Origin of the sequence: Variovorax davisae, from assembly GCF_030316845.1 — a bacterium.
Taxonomy (GTDB): Bacteria; Pseudomonadota; Gammaproteobacteria; order Burkholderiales; family Burkholderiaceae_C; genus Variovorax; species Variovorax davisae.
This window is the reverse complement of the sequence record NZ_JASZYS010000001.1, coordinates 188,447-204,705: the sequence shown is the minus strand read 5'-3', so window position 1 is coordinate 204,705 and position 16,259 is coordinate 188,447. Positions and strand designations below refer to the sequence as shown.

Annotated in this window: 13 protein-coding genes; 8 read left to right on the top strand and 5 right to left on the bottom strand. The window is 69.1% G+C overall.

The annotated features are described in order from the left end of the window. Positions 1 to 41: 41 nt before the first annotated feature. From QTI33_RS00995 to msrA, 3 genes are all read right to left on the bottom strand, one after another. Positions 42 to 2,153: a TonB-dependent receptor gene (locus QTI33_RS00995; RefSeq protein WP_286503829.1), complete on the bottom strand. Its 2,112-nt coding sequence runs from the start codon at positions 2,151 to 2,153 to the stop codon at positions 42 to 44. A gap of 78 nt (positions 2,154 to 2,231) precedes the next feature. Continuing rightward, positions 2,232 to 2,573: a hypothetical protein gene (locus QTI33_RS00990; RefSeq protein ID WP_286503827.1), complete on the bottom strand. Its 342-nt coding sequence runs from the start codon at positions 2,571 to 2,573 to the stop codon at positions 2,232 to 2,234. A gap of 161 nt (positions 2,574 to 2,734) precedes the next feature. Next, entirely contained in the window at positions 2,735 to 3,286 is a 552-nt protein-coding gene (gene msrA / locus QTI33_RS00985) for a peptide-methionine (S)-S-oxide reductase MsrA (protein ID WP_286503826.1), read from the bottom strand. A 98-nt stretch (positions 3,287 to 3,384) separates the two neighbouring features. On the opposite strand from msrA, the gene QTI33_RS00980 reads away from it, so the two are divergent. From QTI33_RS00980 to QTI33_RS00955, 6 genes are read left to right on the top strand one after another with little or no spacing between them, the layout of a single operon-like run. Continuing rightward, positions 3,385 to 4,062 carry a TetR/AcrR family transcriptional regulator gene (locus QTI33_RS00980; protein WP_286503825.1) on the top strand — a complete coding sequence of 226 codons (678 nt, stop codon included), beginning with the start codon at positions 3,385 to 3,387 and terminating at the stop codon, positions 4,060 to 4,062. A gap of 8 nt (positions 4,063 to 4,070) precedes the next feature. Further along, entirely contained in the window at positions 4,071 to 5,258 is a 1,188-nt protein-coding gene (locus QTI33_RS00975; RefSeq protein ID WP_353506305.1) for an efflux RND transporter periplasmic adaptor subunit, read from the top strand. Positions 5,259 to 5,270: 12 nt separating this feature from the next. After that, a complete protein-coding gene (locus QTI33_RS00970) occupies positions 5,271 to 8,498 on the top strand; it encodes an efflux RND transporter permease subunit (protein ID WP_286503823.1) in 3,228 nt (1,075 codons plus the stop codon). Between the two features lie 19 nt (positions 8,499 to 8,517). Beyond that, on the top strand, positions 8,518 to 9,204 hold the full coding sequence (locus QTI33_RS00965; protein WP_286503822.1) for a protein-L-isoaspartate O-methyltransferase family protein: 687 nt from the start codon (positions 8,518 to 8,520) through the stop codon (positions 9,202 to 9,204). 13 nt (positions 9,205 to 9,217) lie between these two features. Further along, entirely contained in the window at positions 9,218 to 9,556 is a 339-nt protein-coding gene (locus tag QTI33_RS00960) for a rhodanese-like domain-containing protein (protein ID WP_286503821.1), read from the top strand. 51 nt (positions 9,557 to 9,607) lie between these two features. Further along, positions 9,608 to 11,167, top strand: a complete 1,560-nt coding sequence (locus QTI33_RS00955; RefSeq protein ID WP_286503819.1) for a TolC family outer membrane protein — start codon at positions 9,608 to 9,610, stop codon at positions 11,165 to 11,167. Here QTI33_RS00955 and QTI33_RS00950 read toward each other — a convergent pair. Then, positions 11,097 to 12,071, bottom strand: a complete 975-nt coding sequence (locus tag QTI33_RS00950) for a LysR family transcriptional regulator (RefSeq protein ID WP_286503818.1) — start codon at positions 12,069 to 12,071, stop codon at positions 11,097 to 11,099. The genes QTI33_RS00955 and QTI33_RS00950 overlap by 71 nt on opposite strands. 97 nt (positions 12,072 to 12,168) lie before the next feature. Between QTI33_RS00950 and QTI33_RS00945 the strand changes: the two genes are divergently transcribed. Both QTI33_RS00945 and QTI33_RS00940 read left to right on the top strand, forming a co-directional pair. Further along, positions 12,169 to 13,158 (top strand): Bug family tripartite tricarboxylate transporter substrate binding protein, encoded by a 990-nt coding sequence (locus tag QTI33_RS00945; protein ID WP_286503817.1) that lies wholly within the window; start codon positions 12,169 to 12,171, stop codon positions 13,156 to 13,158. A gap of 7 nt (positions 13,159 to 13,165) precedes the next feature. After that, positions 13,166 to 15,001: an alkyl/aryl-sulfatase gene (locus QTI33_RS00940; RefSeq protein WP_286503816.1), complete on the top strand. Its 1,836-nt coding sequence runs from the start codon at positions 13,166 to 13,168 to the stop codon at positions 14,999 to 15,001. Positions 15,002 to 15,026: 25 nt separating this feature from the next. On the opposite strand, the gene QTI33_RS00935 is transcribed toward QTI33_RS00940, so the two are convergent. Further along, complete coding sequence (locus tag QTI33_RS00935) at positions 15,027 to 16,193, bottom strand: ABC transporter substrate-binding protein (RefSeq protein ID WP_286503815.1); 1,167 nt, start codon at positions 16,191 to 16,193, stop codon at positions 15,027 to 15,029. Positions 16,194 to 16,259 lie beyond the last annotated feature (66 nt).

Here is a 16,259-nt window from a genome sequence, read left to right as displayed (position 1 = left end):
TGCCTCGACTGCCACGGCAGCAAGCCGGGCCGGCCGGTTCCCTAGAACGTCGCCCTCAACCCCACCTTCAAGGTGCGCCCCGGCAGCGGTGCAGCCGGATACACCGTCGTCGTCAGGATCGAGGTCGCGCTGTAGGCCAGCGTGTTGCCGATGTTGTCGACCCGCGCGTACCAGGTGAGGTTGGCACGCTGGACCCGCTGCTTGTAGCTGACCGATGCGTTCCACAGCGTGTAGGCCTCGGTCGCGCGGTCGCCCATCGGCGGCACGCGGTTCTGCGCCGCGTTGTAGTCGAAGCCCAGGCGCGCGGTCCACGCACCGCGCCCGTAGGCCAGCGTGCTGCCGATGCGCCACGGTGCGATCCGCGGCAGCGGCTCCCCGGTGTCGGTGTTGGTGGCCCGCACCAGGTCGCCGCGCCATTCGAGATCGAGCGTCGAACCGTCGGCCGCGCGCGAGAAGCCGTCGGCGCCGAGCAGTTGCAAGGTGCCGCTGGCTTCGAGGCCGGTGAAGCGGGCCCGCACCCCGTGGTAGACGTAGTCCGCGAACACCTCGGGGAACAGCAGCCCCTCGGCCGTCTCGACCGGCGGTGGATTCAGCTCGCCGTCCGCGCCGCGCACATTGCCCGTGGCACTGAGACCGATGTAGTTGCTGAAGCGGGTCACGTAGGCATTGAGCTTGGCCGTGTTGGCGCCCGACTTCCACTGGGCGCCGAGGTCCAGCCCGGTCGACTTTTCCACCTTCAGGTTCGGATCGCCGGTCTCCCAGGCGGCGGTCGCCACGTGCGGGCCGTTGGCAAACAGCTCGTAGTCCTTGGGCGCCCGCTCGGTGTAGGCCAGGTTCGAGGTCAACTGCCACTGCGGCGACAGGTTGACCAGCCCCCCGAACGCGGCGCTGCTCGGACGGAAATCGCGCTCGCCGACGAAGAAGCGCGTGACTTCCGGGTCGGACGGATCGCCCAGCGAGCGCACCTTGACCTCCTCGGTGCGGGCCCCGAAGCTCAGCCGGCCCCACGAGGTGCCGAACTCCTCGTGCAGGAACAAGGCATTCGACGTCGTGCGACTGTTCGGGGCGAAAGCCTCCTCGCCGTTGGCCGAGAAGCGCCCGCTCTCGCTCGTGAAGCCGACCATGCCTTCGAGGCCGCCGATCGGGCGGTGCCGCGCCTCGATCCGCAGGTCGTTGCTGTCGTTGGCGAAGGTGGTGCCGGGCGCCTGGCCTTCGTACTCCGTGTGGCGGTACTCGGTGCGGCTCAGCTTCGCATGCACGCTGCTGAAAAAGCCGCCCGGCCGCCATTCACCCTCGAGCGCGTAGCGGTCGGAGCGCATGCCGATCGTGACGTCGTCCTCGGCCACCGTGCCGTAGGTGCTGCGGTAGGTGCTGGCGGAGGCGCCGAGCCAGCCCTGGTCGAAGAACAGCGTGCCGCCGAAGGCGCCGCCATCGGCCTCGTTGGCCGAGTTGCAGATCTTGCGCGCGAAACCCGCGCGCTTCGGATTCTCGCAGGGCAGCTCGATCGGTACCGAGACGTCGCTCGAATCGCGCCGGAACGCATCGACGTGCAGCGCATAGCGGTCGGTACCGCCTTCGAGCACCACGCCGCCGGACGTCTCGCGGTTGCCGGTGGCGTAGCCCAGGTCGGCGCGGCCGCCGAAGCCCTCGATCGGCTCGGTCGGGATCCGGTTGTCGATCACGTTGACCACGCCGCCGACGGCGCTGCCGCCGTACTGCAGCGCGGCCGTTCCGCGCAGCACCTCGAGCCGCTCGGTGACCAGCGCGTCGACCGGCACCGCGTGGTCGTAGCTCAGCGCCGAGGCGTCGGGCGCGCTGCCGCCGTTCTGCAGGATGCGGATGCGGTCGCCGTCCTGGCCGCGGATCGTCGGCCGGCTGGCGTTGGGGCCGAAATAGGTGCTGGCGACGCCCGGCAGGCCGTTGAGCGTCTCGCCGAGGGTGGACTGCGAGCGCAGCAGCAGCGACTCGTTCGTCAGCGAGGTGGTCGGCGCGATCAGGTCGGTGGCGCCCAAAGGGTTGCCGGTGACGGTGATCTCGCCGAGCGAGGCGGCGGGCGCTTCAGGCGCAGCTTGCGCCCAGGCACCCGGGGAGGCGCAGGACAGGACGGACAGCACCGCGACGCCGACGCGGTGGCGTGGAAAAAGAATGGACATGAAGAAACACTCGTTGAATCGATGGACAGCCGGCCGCGGCCCGCCAGGCGGGGGCGGCAACCGGAAAACACGGGGGATTCAGCGAGTGGAAGGCGGACCGCGCGCGTCGAACAGCGCGATCCAGCGGGCGAAGACCTCGCCCTCGAGCCAGACGAAGCTGGCAGCCGGCAGCAGCACCGGCAGGAAGACCGGTGGCACGCAAGGCGCGGCCGCTCCGTGGGACAACTGGTCGTAGAGCCGGCACTCGGCCTCGGTGTGGACGCCGAACAGCGCCGACAGCCCGTGCGAGGCTGCCGCCTTGCCGGCCACCGCGCCGGTGGCGGCGTCCGCATGGGCCGACGCCGCCACGCCATGCAGCGTGCCGTGCAGCAGGCCCAGGGTGGTGGCGGCCCAGAGCGCGAACGCGAGCACGCACAACATGGTGCGGCTGCGGAGGGAGCGCTGGGCGAAGGGCATCAGTCAGTTGAGGACAGGGCAAAAACTGCTTTCGCAGTTTGTTGGTCTGTCCCGCAAGGTCTCAGGTTGGTCGAGGACAGAGCAAAAAACCGCTTTCGCAGTTTCCGGGTCTGTCCCGAAAGAACTCAGGACTTTACCCGGGCCGCGAAGGTCTTCTGGAACTTCTCGACCTTGGGGCCGACCACGAAGGCGCAGTAGCCCTGGTTCGGGTTGTTCAGGAAGTAGTCCTGGTGGTAGGCCTCGGCGGCCGAGTAGTTGGCCAGCGGCTCGACCTCGGTCACGATCGGCGAGCGGTAGGTCTTGCTCTCGCCGATCTCGCGGATCACGTCCTCGGCGACCTGCTTCTGCGCCGCATCGAGGTAGTAGATGCCGCTGCGGTACTGGGTGCCGACATCGTTGCCCTGGCGATCGAGCGTCGTCGGGTCGTGGACGACGAAGAAGATCTCAAGGATCTCGTGCAGCGAGATCTCGGCCGGGTCGAAAGTCACCTTGACCACCTCGGAATGCCCGGTGCGGCCAGTGCAGACCTGCTCGTAGCTCGGATTCACGGTCTGGCCGTTGCTGTAGCCGGATTCGACGTCGAGCACCCCCTGGACGCGGTCGAACACGGCTTCCGTGCACCAGAAGCAGCCGCCGCCGAGGACGATGGTTTCAGTGGGCGAGGAGGGGGATGACATGACAACTCCGGCGAAGTTTCGAGACCAATCGCACATTGTGCCGGCTTGACGCAGTGCAACACCCTCACTACATTACTAACCCGCCAGTCATTAATACCATGCCCGCCCCCCGATTCCTCAAGGACAAGCTGTGCCCCGTGAGCGCCAAGCGCGAGCGGCGCAAGGAAGCCCGTCCGGGCGAACTGCTAGAGGCGGCGCTGGACCTGTTCGTCGAGAAAGGCTTCGCCGCCACCCGTTCGGAGGAGGTCGCGGCCCGCGCCGGCGTGTCCAAGGGCACCCTCTTCCTCTATTTCCAGAGCAAGGAAGAGCTGTTCAAGGCGGTCGTGATCGAGAACCTGGCCGGCCGCTTCACCGAATGGAACCGCGAGTTCGACGAATACGAGGGCAGCACCGCCGACATGCTGCGCTACTGCATGCGCGTCTGGTGGGAGCGGGTCGGCGCGACCAAGGCCTCCGGCCTCACCAAGCTGATGATGAGCGAAGGGCGCAACTTTCCGGAGCTGGCCGAGTTCTATCGCCGCGAAGTCGTCAAGCCGGGGCACGAACTGCTGCGGCGCATCGTCCAGCGCGGCATCGACCGCGGCGAGTTCGCGCCGGTCGAGGTCGACCTGGCGATCTACACCGTCATCGCGCCGATGATCTTCCTGATGCTCACCAAGCATTCGCCTGCGATCTGCTTCGATCACACCTCCACGATCGATCCCGAGAAATACCTGGCGCTCCAGGCCGAGACCGTGCTGCACGGTCTCTGCCGCACGCCGAAGGCTGCCGAATGAAAAGAACGATGAAATGGGCCATCGCGGCCCTGGTCCTGGCGCTGATCGCGGGCGGCGCGCTGCGAGCCATCGGCGCGCGCAAGGCACAGCAGGCCAAGCTGGCGGCCGGCGCCGGCTCGGCCGCGACCGAAACGGTGGTGGAGCTGTCGGCCACCGACGTGGTGCGCGTCGCGCGCCGCGAGCTGGCCGAGACGCTGCCGGTCTCGGGCACCTTGCGGGCGGTCGATTCGGCGCAGGTTAAGGCCCGCGTCGCCGGCGAGCTGATCGGGCTCACGGTGCGCGAGGGCGACACGGTGACCGCCGGCCAGGTCATCGCGCGCATCGATCCGATCGAGTACCAGTCGCGCCTGCGGCAGGCCCAGGAGCAGGCCGATTCGTCCCGCGCCCAGGCCGAGGTGGCGCAGCGCACCTTCGACAACAACAAGGCGCTGGTCGAGCAGGGCTTCATCTCGCGCACCGCGCTCGAAACCTCGCAGTCGAATCTCAATTCGGCCTTGTCGACGCATCGCGCCGCGCTGGCGGCCGTCGAGATGACCCGCAAGTCGCTCGACGACACCGTGCTCAAGAGCCCGATCGCGGGCCAGGTGTCGCAGCGCCTCGCCCAGTCGGGCGAGCGCGTCGGCGTCGACGCCAAGATCATCGAGGTCGTGGACCTCAGCCGCATCGAGGTCGAAGCCACGCTGGCCGCGGCCGACTCGGTGGCGGTGCGGGTCGGCCAGCGCGCCACCCTGCAGATCGAGGGCAGCAGCGTGAGCGACCCGAAGAGCGGCGAACGCAGCGTCGGCGCCAGCGTGGTGCGCGTCAACCCGAGCGCCCAGGCCGGCAGCCGCAGCGTGCTGGTCTACCTGCGGCTCGACCGCAGCACCGGCTTCCGCCAGGGCCTGTTCGCGCAGGGCACGATCGACGTCGGCCGCACCGAGACGCTGGCCCTGCCGCTGACCGCGGTGCGCACCGACAAGCCGGCGCCCTACGTGCAGGTGGTGATCGACGGGCGCATCGCGCACCGGCCGGTCGAGACCGGCCTGCGCGGCCAGCTCGACGGCCAGACGATGGTCGCGGTGCGCGGCATCGAAGAAGGCGCGGTGGTGGTGGCCGGCAGCCTCGGGCCGCTGCGCCAGGGCACGGCCGTGCGCCTGACGCCGGTGTCGGCCGCTGCCGCGCCGGCCCCCCCCGCTTCGCCGCGCAGCGCACCCTGAGGCGGGCAAGGCATGTGGTTCACCCGCGTCAGCCTCAAGAATCCGGTCTTCGCGACCATGCTCATGCTCGCCCTGGTGGTGCTGGGCGCCTTCTCCTACCAGCGCCTGCAGGTCGACCAGTTCCCGAACATCGACTTCCCGGTGGTGGTGGTGATCACCGAGTATCCGGGCGCCTCGCCCGAGATCGTCGAGAGCGAAGTCACCAAGAAGATCGAGGAAGGCGTCAACTCGATCGCCGGCATCAACGCCCTGACCTCGCGCAGCTATGAGGGCCAGTCGGTCGTCATCATCGAGTTCCAACTCTACGTCGACGGCCGCAAGGCGGCCGAGGACGTGCGCGAGAAGGTGGCCGGCGTGCGGCCGCTGTTCCGCGACGAGGTCAAGGACCCGCGCGTGCTGCGCTTCGACCCCGCCTCGCGCGCCGTCTGGTCGGTGGCGGTGCTGCCAGAGGGCGACAAGGACAAGCAGCCCAGCGCGGTGGAACTCACCAACTGGGCCGACCAGGTGCTCAAGAAGCGGCTGGAGAACGTGCGCGGCGTCGGCTCCGTGACGCTGGTGGGCGGCACCAAGCGCGAGATCAACATCTACCTCAATCCGCAGGCGATGGAAGCCTTCGGCGTCAGCGCCAGCCAGGTGGTCGATGCGGTGCGCAGCGAGAACCAGGCGCTGCCGGTCGGCTCCGTGCGCTCGCTCGAGCAAGACCGGGTGGTGCAGATCGACGCCCGCATGGAGCGGCCCGAGGACTTCGGCCGCATCATCGTCGCCCGCAAGGGCGGCGCGCCGATCCGGGTCGACCAGGTCGCGACGGTGCGCGACGGCGCCCAGGAGATCGACAGCCTGGCGCTCTACAACGGCCAGCGCACCCTGCTGCTGTCGGTGCAGAAGGCGCAGGACGAGAACACCATCCAGGTGGTCGACGGCCTGGTCAAGGCGATCGCCGAGATCAAGCCGCAGCTGCCGCCGGGCGTGCGGCTGGAGCCGATCGCCGATGCCTCGCGGCCGATCCGGGTGGCGGTCGACAACGTGCGCAAGACACTGATCGAAGGCGCCCTGCTCACGGTGCTGATCGTGTTCCTGTTCCTGAACTCCTGGCGCTCGACCGTGATCACCGGCCTGACCCTGCCGATCGCGCTGATCGGCACCTTCTGGTTCATGGCGATGTTCGGCTTCACCATCAACATGATCACGCTGATGGCGCTGTCGCTGTGCGTGGGCCTCTTGATCGACGACGCGATCGTGGTGCGCGAGAACATCGTGCGCCACGTGCAGATGGGCAAGAAGCCCTACCAGGCCTCGCTCGACGGCACCCAGGAGATCGGGCTGGCGGTGCTGGCGACCACGCTGTCGATCGTTGCGGTGTTCCTGCCGATCGGCTTCATGGAAGGCATCATCGGCAAGTTCTTCCACGAGTTCGGCATCACCATCGTGGCGGCGGTGATGATCTCGATGTTCGTGAGCTTCACGCTCGACCCGATGATGTCGAGCATCTGGCACGACCCGGCCATCGACAAGCACGGCAAGAACGAAGCACCCGTCACTTTCTACGACAAGACCATCGGCCGCGTCACCGGCTGGTTCGACCGCGCCACCGAGCGGCTGGCCGAGGGCTACCAGGGCATCCTGCGCTGGGCGCTGGTGCACAAGCTGGCCACCGTGTTCGCGGCCATCGGCATCTTCATCGGCAGCATCTTCATGGTGCCGCTGCTGGGCACCGAGTTCGTGCCCAAGGCCGACTTCTCCGAGACCTCGATCAGCTTCTACACCCCGGTCGGCTCCTCGCTCGAAGTGACCGAGGCCAAGGCACGCCAGGTCGAGACGGTGCTGCGCGAGATGCCCGAGGTGCGCTACACGCTCACCACCATCAACAGCGGCGACGCCCAGGGCAAGATCTACGCGAGCATCTACGTGCGGCTGGTCGACCGGCGCGCGCGCAGCCGCAGCGTCGACCAGATGTCGACCGTGCTGCGCGAGCGGCTGCGCGCCATTCCGGGCATCACGGTCACGCACGTCGGCCTGCGCGACTCGGTCGGTGGCAACAAGCCGATCGAGTTCTCGCTGCAGGGGCCCGACCTGAAGGAGCTCGAGCGCCTGACCGTGCGCGTGATGGACAAGATCCGCCCGATCCCCGGCCTGGTCGACCTCGACTCCAGCCTGAAGCCCGACAAGCCGACGGTCAGCGTGGTGATCCGGCGCGACGCCGCCTCCGACCTCGGCCTCGGCGTGGCGCCGATCGCGGCCGCGCTGCGCACGCTGGTGGCCGGCACCACGGTGGGCAACTGGCGCGCGCCCGACGACCAGACCTACGACGTCAACGTGCGCCTGGCGCCCGAGGTGCGCAATTCGCCGGCCGACCTGGCCCGCCTGCCGTTCCTGAGCACCGCGGTCGGCGCCAACGCCGACGGCTCGAGCCGCATCGTGCGGCTGGCGCAGGTGGCCGAGGTGCGCGAATCGACGGGGCCGAACCAGATCAACCGCCGGGCGCTGGCGCGCGAGGTCGGCATCAACGCCAACGTCGACGGCCGCTCGGCCGGCGAGGTCTCGGCCGACATCCGCGCGGCGCTGGCCGGCATCGCCTTCCCGCCGGGCTACGGCTGGCAGTTCAGCGGCTCGACCAAGAACATGCAGGAGTCCTTCGGCTACGCGGTCTCGGCGCTGGCGCTGGCGGTGATCTTCATCTACATGATCCTGGCCAGCCAGTTCAAGAGCTTCCTGCAGCCGCTGGCGCTGATGACGGCGCTGCCGCTGACCCTGATCGGCGTCGTGCTGGCGCTGCTGATCTTCCGCTCGACGCTGTCGATGTTCTCGATCATCGGCGTGGTCATGCTGATGGGCCTGGTGACCAAGAACGCGATCCTCCTGGTCGACTTCGCGATCCGCTCGCGCGAGCCCGGCGTCGCCGAAGACGGCACGCCGGTGCCGGGCCTGCCGCGCGCCGAGGCCCTGCTGCTGGCGGCCCGGGTGCGGCTGCGCCCGATCCTGATGACCACGCTGGCGATGATCTTCGGCATGGTGCCGCTGGCCTTCGCGATCAGCGAGGGCTCCGAGCAGCGCGCGCCGATGGGCCAGGCGGTGATCGGCGGCGTCATCACCTCGTCGCTGCTGACGCTGGTGGTGGTGCCGGTGGTCTATTGCTACATGGACGACCTGGCCAACTGGGCCCGCCGCCGCTGGGCCGGCGAGCCGAAGCCGGCCGCCGAAACCGCGGCCGTGGCGGCGCCTAAAATCGAAAGTTTGTCCTGAGTCCGCGAGGAGAGACCCCATGAACCCCACCCCCACGCTCGAGCGCCTGCGCTTCAACATGATCGAACAGCAGATCCGTCCCTGGGACGTGCTCGATCTCGACATCCTCGACCTGCTGGCCCAGGTCCGGCGCGAGGACTACGTGCCCGAGGCGCACCGTGCGCTGGCCTTCTTCGACATGGAAATCCCGCTCGAGGGCGCCAGCACGGCCAGGGAACCCGGCCAGTGCATGCTCTCGCCCAAGGTCGAGGCCCGCATGCTGCAGGACCTGCACATCCAGAAGCACGAGACCGTGCTCGAGATCGGTACCGGCTCCGGCTTCATGGCCGCCCTGCTGGCCCATCGCGCGGCCCAGGTGCTGAGCCTGGAGATCGACCCCGGCCTGGCCGCCTTCGCCGCCGCCAACCTGCGCCGCAACGGCGTCACGAACGCCGAGGTGCGCCATGCCGACGGCGCCATGCCGCTGGCCAGCGGGCCGACCTTCGACGTCATCGTGCTGAGCGGCTCGGTCGCCCGCATCCCGCAGGGCCTGCTGGGCTCGCTCAACATCGGCGGCCGGCTGGCGGCCGTGGTCGGCGACGAACCGATGATGCGCGCCCACTTCGTGACCCGCACCGGCGAAGGCAAGTGGGACGTGCTGCAGCCCTGGGACACGGTGGCGCCGCGCCTGCTGAACTTCCCCGCGCCCTCGCGCTTCAACTTCTGATCCCCTGCCCTTCATGATCGACCAAATCCGCCCGACCGAGCTTGCCGACTGGTTCGCCAGGAATCCGAACGCGAGGCCGGTGGTGCTCGACGTGCGCGAACCCTGGGAACTGCAGACCGCGAGCGTGGCGCCACAGGGCTTCACGCTGGCGACGATCCCGATGAACGAGATCCCGGCCCGGGTCAGCGAACTCGATCCGGGCCAGCGCATCGCCTGCCTCTGCCACCACGGCGCACGCAGCCAGCGGGTGGCCGCCTTCCTGGCCCAGAACGGCTTCGGCGAGGTGGCGAACATCGCCGGCGGCATCGATGCCTGGTCGGCCCAGCACGACCCATCCGTGCCCCGCTACTGAGCGGCCCGCGCCGCCGCCCCGCCCCGATTTTCGTATCCCCAAGGACGCTTCATGCCCGTGCCCAGGCCTCTTCCTCTTTCGGCAGCGCTCGCGACCGTGTTCGCAGCGGCGATCGCGCTGCCGGCCCATGGCCAGAGCCTGATCGAACTCTACGACGCCGCGCGCGGCTTCGACGCCACCTACCAGGGCGCACGGGCGCAGTACGACGCCAACCTGGCGCGGGCCGCGCAGGCCAAGGCCGGCATCCTGCCGGCGGTCGGGTTGTCGGCCAATGCCACGGCCACCCACCAGGAGCTGTCGACCGACACCCTCTCGCTGAACCGCGGTATCCCGACGCAGGCCGCCGGCATCAACGCCACCCAGCCGCTTTACCGGCCGGCCAACTGGGCCGTCTGGGAGCAGAGCAAGCGGCAGCTCGGCATCGCCGAGGACACCCTCAAGATCGCCGAGCAGGACCTGGTGGTGCGCGTGAGCCAGGCCTACTTCGACGTGCTCTCGAGCCAGGACAGCCTGGCCCTGGTGCGGGCGCAGAAGATCGGCGTGGCCGAGCAGCTGGCCTCGGCCAAGCGCAATTTCGAGGTCGGCACATCGACCATCACCGACACGCGCGAGGCCCAGGCCCGCTACGACCTGGTGCTGGCGCAGGAGATCGCCGCCGAGAACGACCTGCAGGTCAAGAAGATCGTGCTCGACCAGCTGGTCGGCCGCACCGGCACCCAGCCGATCCCGCTGGCCGCACCGGTGGCGCTGCCGCCGGTGCAGCCGGCCGACATCAATGCCTGGGTCACGCAGGCCGACGACATCCACCCGGCGATCGACCAGGCGCGGTTGGGCCTGGAAGTCGCGAAGCTCGAGGTCGAGAAGGCCCAGGCCGGCCACAAGCCCACGCTCGATGCGCAGCTGGGCTACAACGTCACGAACAACCCGAACGGCAGCACCACCAGCACCACCACCGGGAAGGTGCGCGTCAATGCCGCCAGCATCGCGCTGGTGTTTAACATGCCGCTGTTCGCGGGCTTCGCGACCGAGAACCGCGTCAAGGAGACGCTGGCGCTGGAGGAGAACTCGCGCCAGACGCTGGAGTCGACCCGCCGCAGCGTCTCGCAGGCCACGCGCTCGGCCTACCTCGGACTGATTTCGGGCGCCGGCCAGGTGAAGGCGCTCGAAGCGGCCGAAGCCTCCAGCCAGAGCGCACTCGACGCCAACCGGCTCGGCTACCAAGTGGGCGTGCGCATCAACATCGACGTGCTCAATTCGCAGGCGCAGCTGTTCCAGACCAAGCGCGACCTGGCGGTGGCGCGCTACAACGTGCTGGTGGGCAACCTGAAGCTGCGCCAGGCCAACGGCACGCTGAGCGCCGACGACCTGCAGGCCATCAACGACACGCTGGCGATCGGCGGCCGCGCGAGCGTCCAGAGCGAAGCCTCGCCGACCCAGCCCTCGGCCGCCACGCAAAGCCCGGTGCCGGTGCCGCCGGCCTCGCTGCCGCGCCCGGGCACCTCGGCCGTGCCGGTGGTGCCGCCGGTGGTCACGCCGCCCTTCAACCCGCAGCCGCCGGCGATGCCGGTGCCGCCCCCGCCGCCGGTGATCGAGCAGTTGCCGCAACGCTAGACGTGGATCCAGCCGCCGGGTCCATCATGTCGTGGACCAGCGCGGTGAAAGCCAGCGCCGCCGGCGACAGCGTGCGGTTGGCCAGCATCACGATGCTGTAGTGCGTCTGCATGCGGGTGAGCCGCTTCACGCGCAGGCGCAGCAAGGATTCGGTGCCGTGGTTCAGGCCGACCGCGTCGGGCGCCAGGATCACGGCGTCGGCGGTCAGCGCCAGATGCCGCAAGGTGCCGAGGTCGTCGCACACCATGTTGAACACCGGCCGGTCGACGCGCTTCACCTGCTTGTCGAAGTGCGAAGCCACGGCCGCCGGCAGGTTCGGGCTCGCCACCGGATAGTCCATTGCCTGGTCGAGCGTCACGCCCCCGTGCGCGAGCAGCGGATGGCCCTCGCGCACGAAGAACGACGCCGCCACGTTGGGCAGCCGCTTGAACTGCAGGCCGGGCTGTTTCTTGAGATCGCGGGTGTCGGCGATGAACAGGTCCAGCTGGCGCCGGTGCAGCCGCTCGCTGAGTGAATTCGGGTCGGCCACATCGATGCGCACCACCAGTTGCGGATGGCGCTGGGCCATCAGCGACAGGGCCGGCCGGCCCAGCATGCCGGCGGCGAAGGGGCCGAGCCCGACCTGCAGGCTGCCGGTCGACAAGCCCTGCAGCATGCGCACGTCGCGCCGGACCTGGCCGGCGTCGGCCAGCAGTTCGCGGGCGCGGGCCAGCACCAGCTCGCCCGCGGCGGTGAAGCGCACCTGGCCGTAGGCGCGGTCGACCAGCCGCGCCTGCAGGTCTTCCTCGAGCTTGTCGATGCTGCGCGAGAGCGCCGGCTGCGTCAGGTGCGCGGCTTCGGCGGCGCGGCCGAAACTGCCCTGCTCGGCCAAGGCGACCAGGTGCTGGAGCTGGCGCAGCTGCATTTTGCGTTGAAGTACAAGTTGAAGTCCCTATTTTGCATTGGCCATCAGATTCAAGCTTGCCCAGAATGAGCCCGTTGCTACACATCCAGGAGACGCAATGAAGATGGCATCGACATGGCAGCTGGCCGCCCTGCTGCTGGCCGGCATCGGCTGGCAGGCCGGCGCGCAGGCGCAAACACCCGACTACCCGCGCAAGGCGGTGACGATGGTCGTGCCCTATGCGGCGGGCGGTGGCACCGACGTGGTGGCGCGCTCGCTGGCCGAGCAGATCACCCGGCTGCTCGGCCAGCCGGTGATCATCGACAACAAGCCCGGCGCCGGCGGCATCCTCGGCACCGCGGCGGTGGCCAAGGCCGCGCCCGACGGCTACACCGTGCTGGTCGGGCTCACGCAGTCGCTGCTGACCAACCAGTTCCTCTACGAGAAGCTGCCCTACGACCCGCGCAAGGAGCTCGACCTGGTGACGCAGATCGCCACCGCGCCGCTGATGCTGCTGGTGCCGGCGGCCTCGAAGATCCAGAACGTCGCCGACCTGCAGCGCGAGATGCGCGCCACGGCGGCCGGCGGCAACTGCGGCTCCTGGGGCGCGGGCTCCTACCCGCACCTGACTTGCGCGCACATGGCGCAGTCGTGGAAGACGGCGATCACCCACGTGGCCTACAAGGGCGAGGCGCCGATGCTGCAGGACCTGGTCGGGGGCCAGCTCGGCTTCACCTTCGCGAGCATCGTCTCGGCCAAGCCCTACCTCGACGGCGGCAAGCTGCGTGCCATCGCGATCACCGGCGAGCAGCGCATGCCGCAGTGGCCCGCGCTGCCGACCTTCGCAGAGTCGGGCTTCGCCGACGCCGAGTACCGCATGTCGGGCTGGCTCGCGCTGGCGGTGCCGCACGGCACGCCGAAGCCGGTGGTCGCGCGGCTGCAGCAGGCCTCGCAGCAGGCGCTGGCCTCGCCCGAGCTGGCCAAGCGCTTCGAGATGCTGGGCATGGTGCCGATGGGCAGCACGCCCGAGCAGTTCCACCAGAGCTACGAGGCGGCCTGGCCGGTCTGGGAAAGGCTCGTGAAGGCCTCCGGCGCCAAACTCGATTGAGACGAAGATGCAGCACCCCGACCCCACCACCCGCGGTTTCATTGCGAGCTGGCCCGATGCCGAGATCCGGGACGCCACCGGCCGCATCGTCTGGACCCTGGCCGGCTACGAGTTCCTCGAAGCCGAAGAGCCCGCGCCCACGGTCCACCCCGGGCTCTGGCAGCAGGCCCGCCGCAACATGGCGCACGGCCTGTTCGAGGTGTGCGAGCGCATCTACCAGGTGCGCGGCTTCGACCTCGCCAACATGACGATCATCGAGGGCGAGCGCGGCGTGATCGTGATCGACCCGCTGACCTGCGCCGAGACGGCGGCGGCCGCGCTCAGGCTGTATCGCGAGCAGCGCGGCGACAGGCCGGTCACGGCGGTGATCTACAGCCACAGCCACGTCGACCACTTCGGCGGCGTGCGCGGCGTCATCGACGAACAGGACGCGATCCGCCGCGGCGTGCCGATCATCGCGCCGGCCGGCTTCCTCTGGCATACCGTGGCCGAGAACATGATCGCCGGCAACGCGATGTCGCGCCGCTCGCAGTTCCAGTTCGGCAGCACGCTGCAGCGCGGCGTCTGCGGCCAGGTCGACTGCGGCCTCGGCAAGAGCCTGCCGCACGGCACCGTGACGCTGATCCCGCCGACCCGCACGATCGAGAAGGAGCGCGAGCGGCACATGGTCGACGGCATCGAGATCGTCTTTGCCTTGGCGCCCGAGAGCGAGGCGCCCGCGGAGATGTTCTTCTTCTTTCCGCAGCTGCGGGCGCTGAACCTCGCCGAACTGGGCCAGCACACGATGCACAACCTGTGTCCGCTGCGCGGCGCCCAGGTGCGCGATGCGCGGCTCTGGTCGCGCTACCTCGACGAGGCGCTGCACGAGTTCGCACCCCATGCCGACGTGGTCTTCGCGCAGCACAACTGGCCGACCTGGGGCCAGGAGACGCTGACCCGCTTCATCGCCCAGCAGCGCGACCTGTACAAGTACGTGCACGACCAGACCGTGCGGCTCATGAACCAGGGCCATACCGCGGTCGAAATCGCCGAACTGCTGCGGCTGCCGCCCGAACTGATCGACGTCGACCATGCGCAGGGCTACTACGGCACGCTGGTCCACAACGTCAAGGCCGTGGTGCAGCATTACCTGGGCTGGTACGACGGCAATCCGTCGCGGCTGCATGCGCTGCCGCCGGTCGAAGCCGGCGCGCGCTATGTGGCCTACATGGGCGGCGCCGACGCGCTGCTCGAACGCGCCCAGGCCGACTTCCAGCGCGGCGAGCACCGCTGGGTCGCCGAGGTCGCGAGCCACCTGGTGTTCGCCGACCCCGGCAACCAGGCCGCGCGCACGCTATGCGCCGCGGCGCTCGAGGCGCTCGGCTTCGCCAGCGAATCGGCCACCTGGCGCAATGCCTACCTGCTGGCCGCACGCGAGCTTCGGGTCGGTGTGCCGGCGGCCAGGCGCCGCAGCATGAGCTACGACCTGCTGAAGGCGGTGCCGATGGAGATGTTCCTGGATTGCCTGGCGATCCGCCTGGTCGCGGAGCGTGCGAGCGGCCACCGGATGAGCCTGGCCTGGCACATCGTCGATGCGCGGGAGCGCTGGACGCTGACGCTGGCCAACGCCGCCCTCAGCTACCGGCCCTGCGACGCCCGCGCCGCGAGCGCCGCCGAGGCGTCGATCGCGGTCAGCCGCGACGGCCTGGCGAAGCTGCTGGCCAACGAGGCCGGCATCGCCGCCGCGATCACCAGCGGCATCGCGGCCGGGCAGATCGCGGTCGACGGCGACGCCGACAAGGTCTACGCGCTGCTGGGCATGCTCGACGAGTTCGAGCCGATGTTCAACGTCGTCGAGCCCTGACCCAAGCTGCTGTCGGCGGACAGCCCTACTTTGCCAGGTCGCTCAGGTTCACCGGCTTGATCTTGCCGCCCTCGACCGTGGCGACCAGCGGATCGACGATCGTGCCGCCCACGGCGTCGACGCCCTTGAACCCGCCCGCGTTGGTGTCGGTCGGCATCTTGGTCAGCGCCTCGCCGATCTTGGCGCGGATCGCGGCCGCATCGGTGGTCGTGCCGGCCAGCTTCATGGCGCCGGCCAGCGCGTGCGTCAGCGTGTAGTTGTAGGAAGACTCGGTGGTCGGGTCCTTGTCGGCACCGTAGGCCTTGCGGTAGGCGGCGGCGAAGGTCTTGGGGCCGACTCTTTCGTCGTACGACACCGGCAGCACGCCGATCGAGCCTTCCAGCGGCGCCAGGCCGCCCGTGACCTTGGCCATCTCGTCGAGCTTGGCCTGGTCCATGATCAGGAAGCCGCCCTTGAAGCCCAGCTCGCGCGCCTGCTTGACCACCAGCGCGGTCGGCTCCGACGGGCCGCCGACGAACAGCACGTCGGGCTTCTCGGCCAGCACCCGGCTCACGCCGCTGTAGAAGTCGGCCGAGCGGTTGTAGGACATCGGGTTGTTCGAGGCGATCGTGCCGCCCGCCTTCTCCCAGGCCGGGCCGAAGAGCTGGGTCCAGTTCTTCGCATATTCGTGGTCGCCCGGCAGCATGCCGACCTTCTTGCCGAACTTCTTCATCTCGTAGCTGGTGAAGGGCTCGATGTAGGAGTTGAAGGTCGGCGGGATGCGGATCGTGAGCTTGTTGCCGGTCTCGGTGATCTTGGGCGTGCTCGAGTACGCCATCACGATGAACTTCTCCTGCTCGTTGAAGGCCTGCATCGCGTAGATGCCGCCCGAGTGCGGCACGAACACCGCCGGGCTCTGGTACTGCTGCACCAGCCGGCGGGCGTTGATCGCGGCCTCGGCCGGCGCGTACTTGTCGTCCAGCGCCACCAGTTCGAGCTTGACCTTCTTGCCGGCGACCTCGAGGCCGGCGGCATTGATCTCCTTGATGGCCATCTCCATGCCGTTGACCACGTTCTTGCCGTAGAGCGCGGCACCGCCGCTCAAGGGGCCGGTGAAGCCGATCTTGACCGTTTCCTGCGCGAAGGCGCTGCCGGCGCTGAAGGCCGCTGCGAGGGCGGCGACGAGGGGCAAGGCTTTTGTTGTGATGCTCATAGGGGTGTCTCCAGGTGGTTGAACGTTTCTCTAATCAGTTGAGGACAGAGCAAAAACTGCTGCGCA

Coding starts and splice junctions, on each gene's coding strand:
- QTI33_RS00995 (WP_286503829.1), bottom strand. CDS start 2,153: ATGTCCATTCTTTTTCCACGCCACCGCGTCGGCGTCGCGGTGCTGTCC.
- QTI33_RS00990 (WP_286503827.1), bottom strand. CDS start 2,573: ATGTTGTGCGTGCTCGCGTTCGCGCTCTGGGCCGCCACCACCCTGGGC.
- msrA (WP_286503826.1), bottom strand. CDS start 3,286: ATGTCATCCCCCTCCTCGCCCACTGAAACCATCGTCCTCGGCGGCGGC.
- QTI33_RS00980 (WP_286503825.1), top strand. CDS start 3,385: ATGCCCGCCCCCCGATTCCTCAAGGACAAGCTGTGCCCCGTGAGCGCC.
- QTI33_RS00975 (WP_353506305.1), top strand. CDS start 4,071: ATGAAATGGGCCATCGCGGCCCTGGTCCTGGCGCTGATCGCGGGCGGC.
- QTI33_RS00970 (WP_286503823.1), top strand. CDS start 5,271: ATGTGGTTCACCCGCGTCAGCCTCAAGAATCCGGTCTTCGCGACCATG.
- QTI33_RS00965 (WP_286503822.1), top strand. CDS start 8,518: ATGAACCCCACCCCCACGCTCGAGCGCCTGCGCTTCAACATGATCGAA.
- QTI33_RS00960 (WP_286503821.1), top strand. CDS start 9,218: ATGATCGACCAAATCCGCCCGACCGAGCTTGCCGACTGGTTCGCCAGG.
- QTI33_RS00955 (WP_286503819.1), top strand. CDS start 9,608: ATGCCCGTGCCCAGGCCTCTTCCTCTTTCGGCAGCGCTCGCGACCGTG.
- QTI33_RS00950 (WP_286503818.1), bottom strand. CDS start 12,071: ATGCAGCTGCGCCAGCTCCAGCACCTGGTCGCCTTGGCCGAGCAGGGC.
- QTI33_RS00945 (WP_286503817.1), top strand. CDS start 12,169: ATGAAGATGGCATCGACATGGCAGCTGGCCGCCCTGCTGCTGGCCGGC.
- QTI33_RS00940 (WP_286503816.1), top strand. CDS start 13,166: ATGCAGCACCCCGACCCCACCACCCGCGGTTTCATTGCGAGCTGGCCC.
- QTI33_RS00935 (WP_286503815.1), bottom strand. CDS start 16,193: ATGAGCATCACAACAAAAGCCTTGCCCCTCGTCGCCGCCCTCGCAGCG.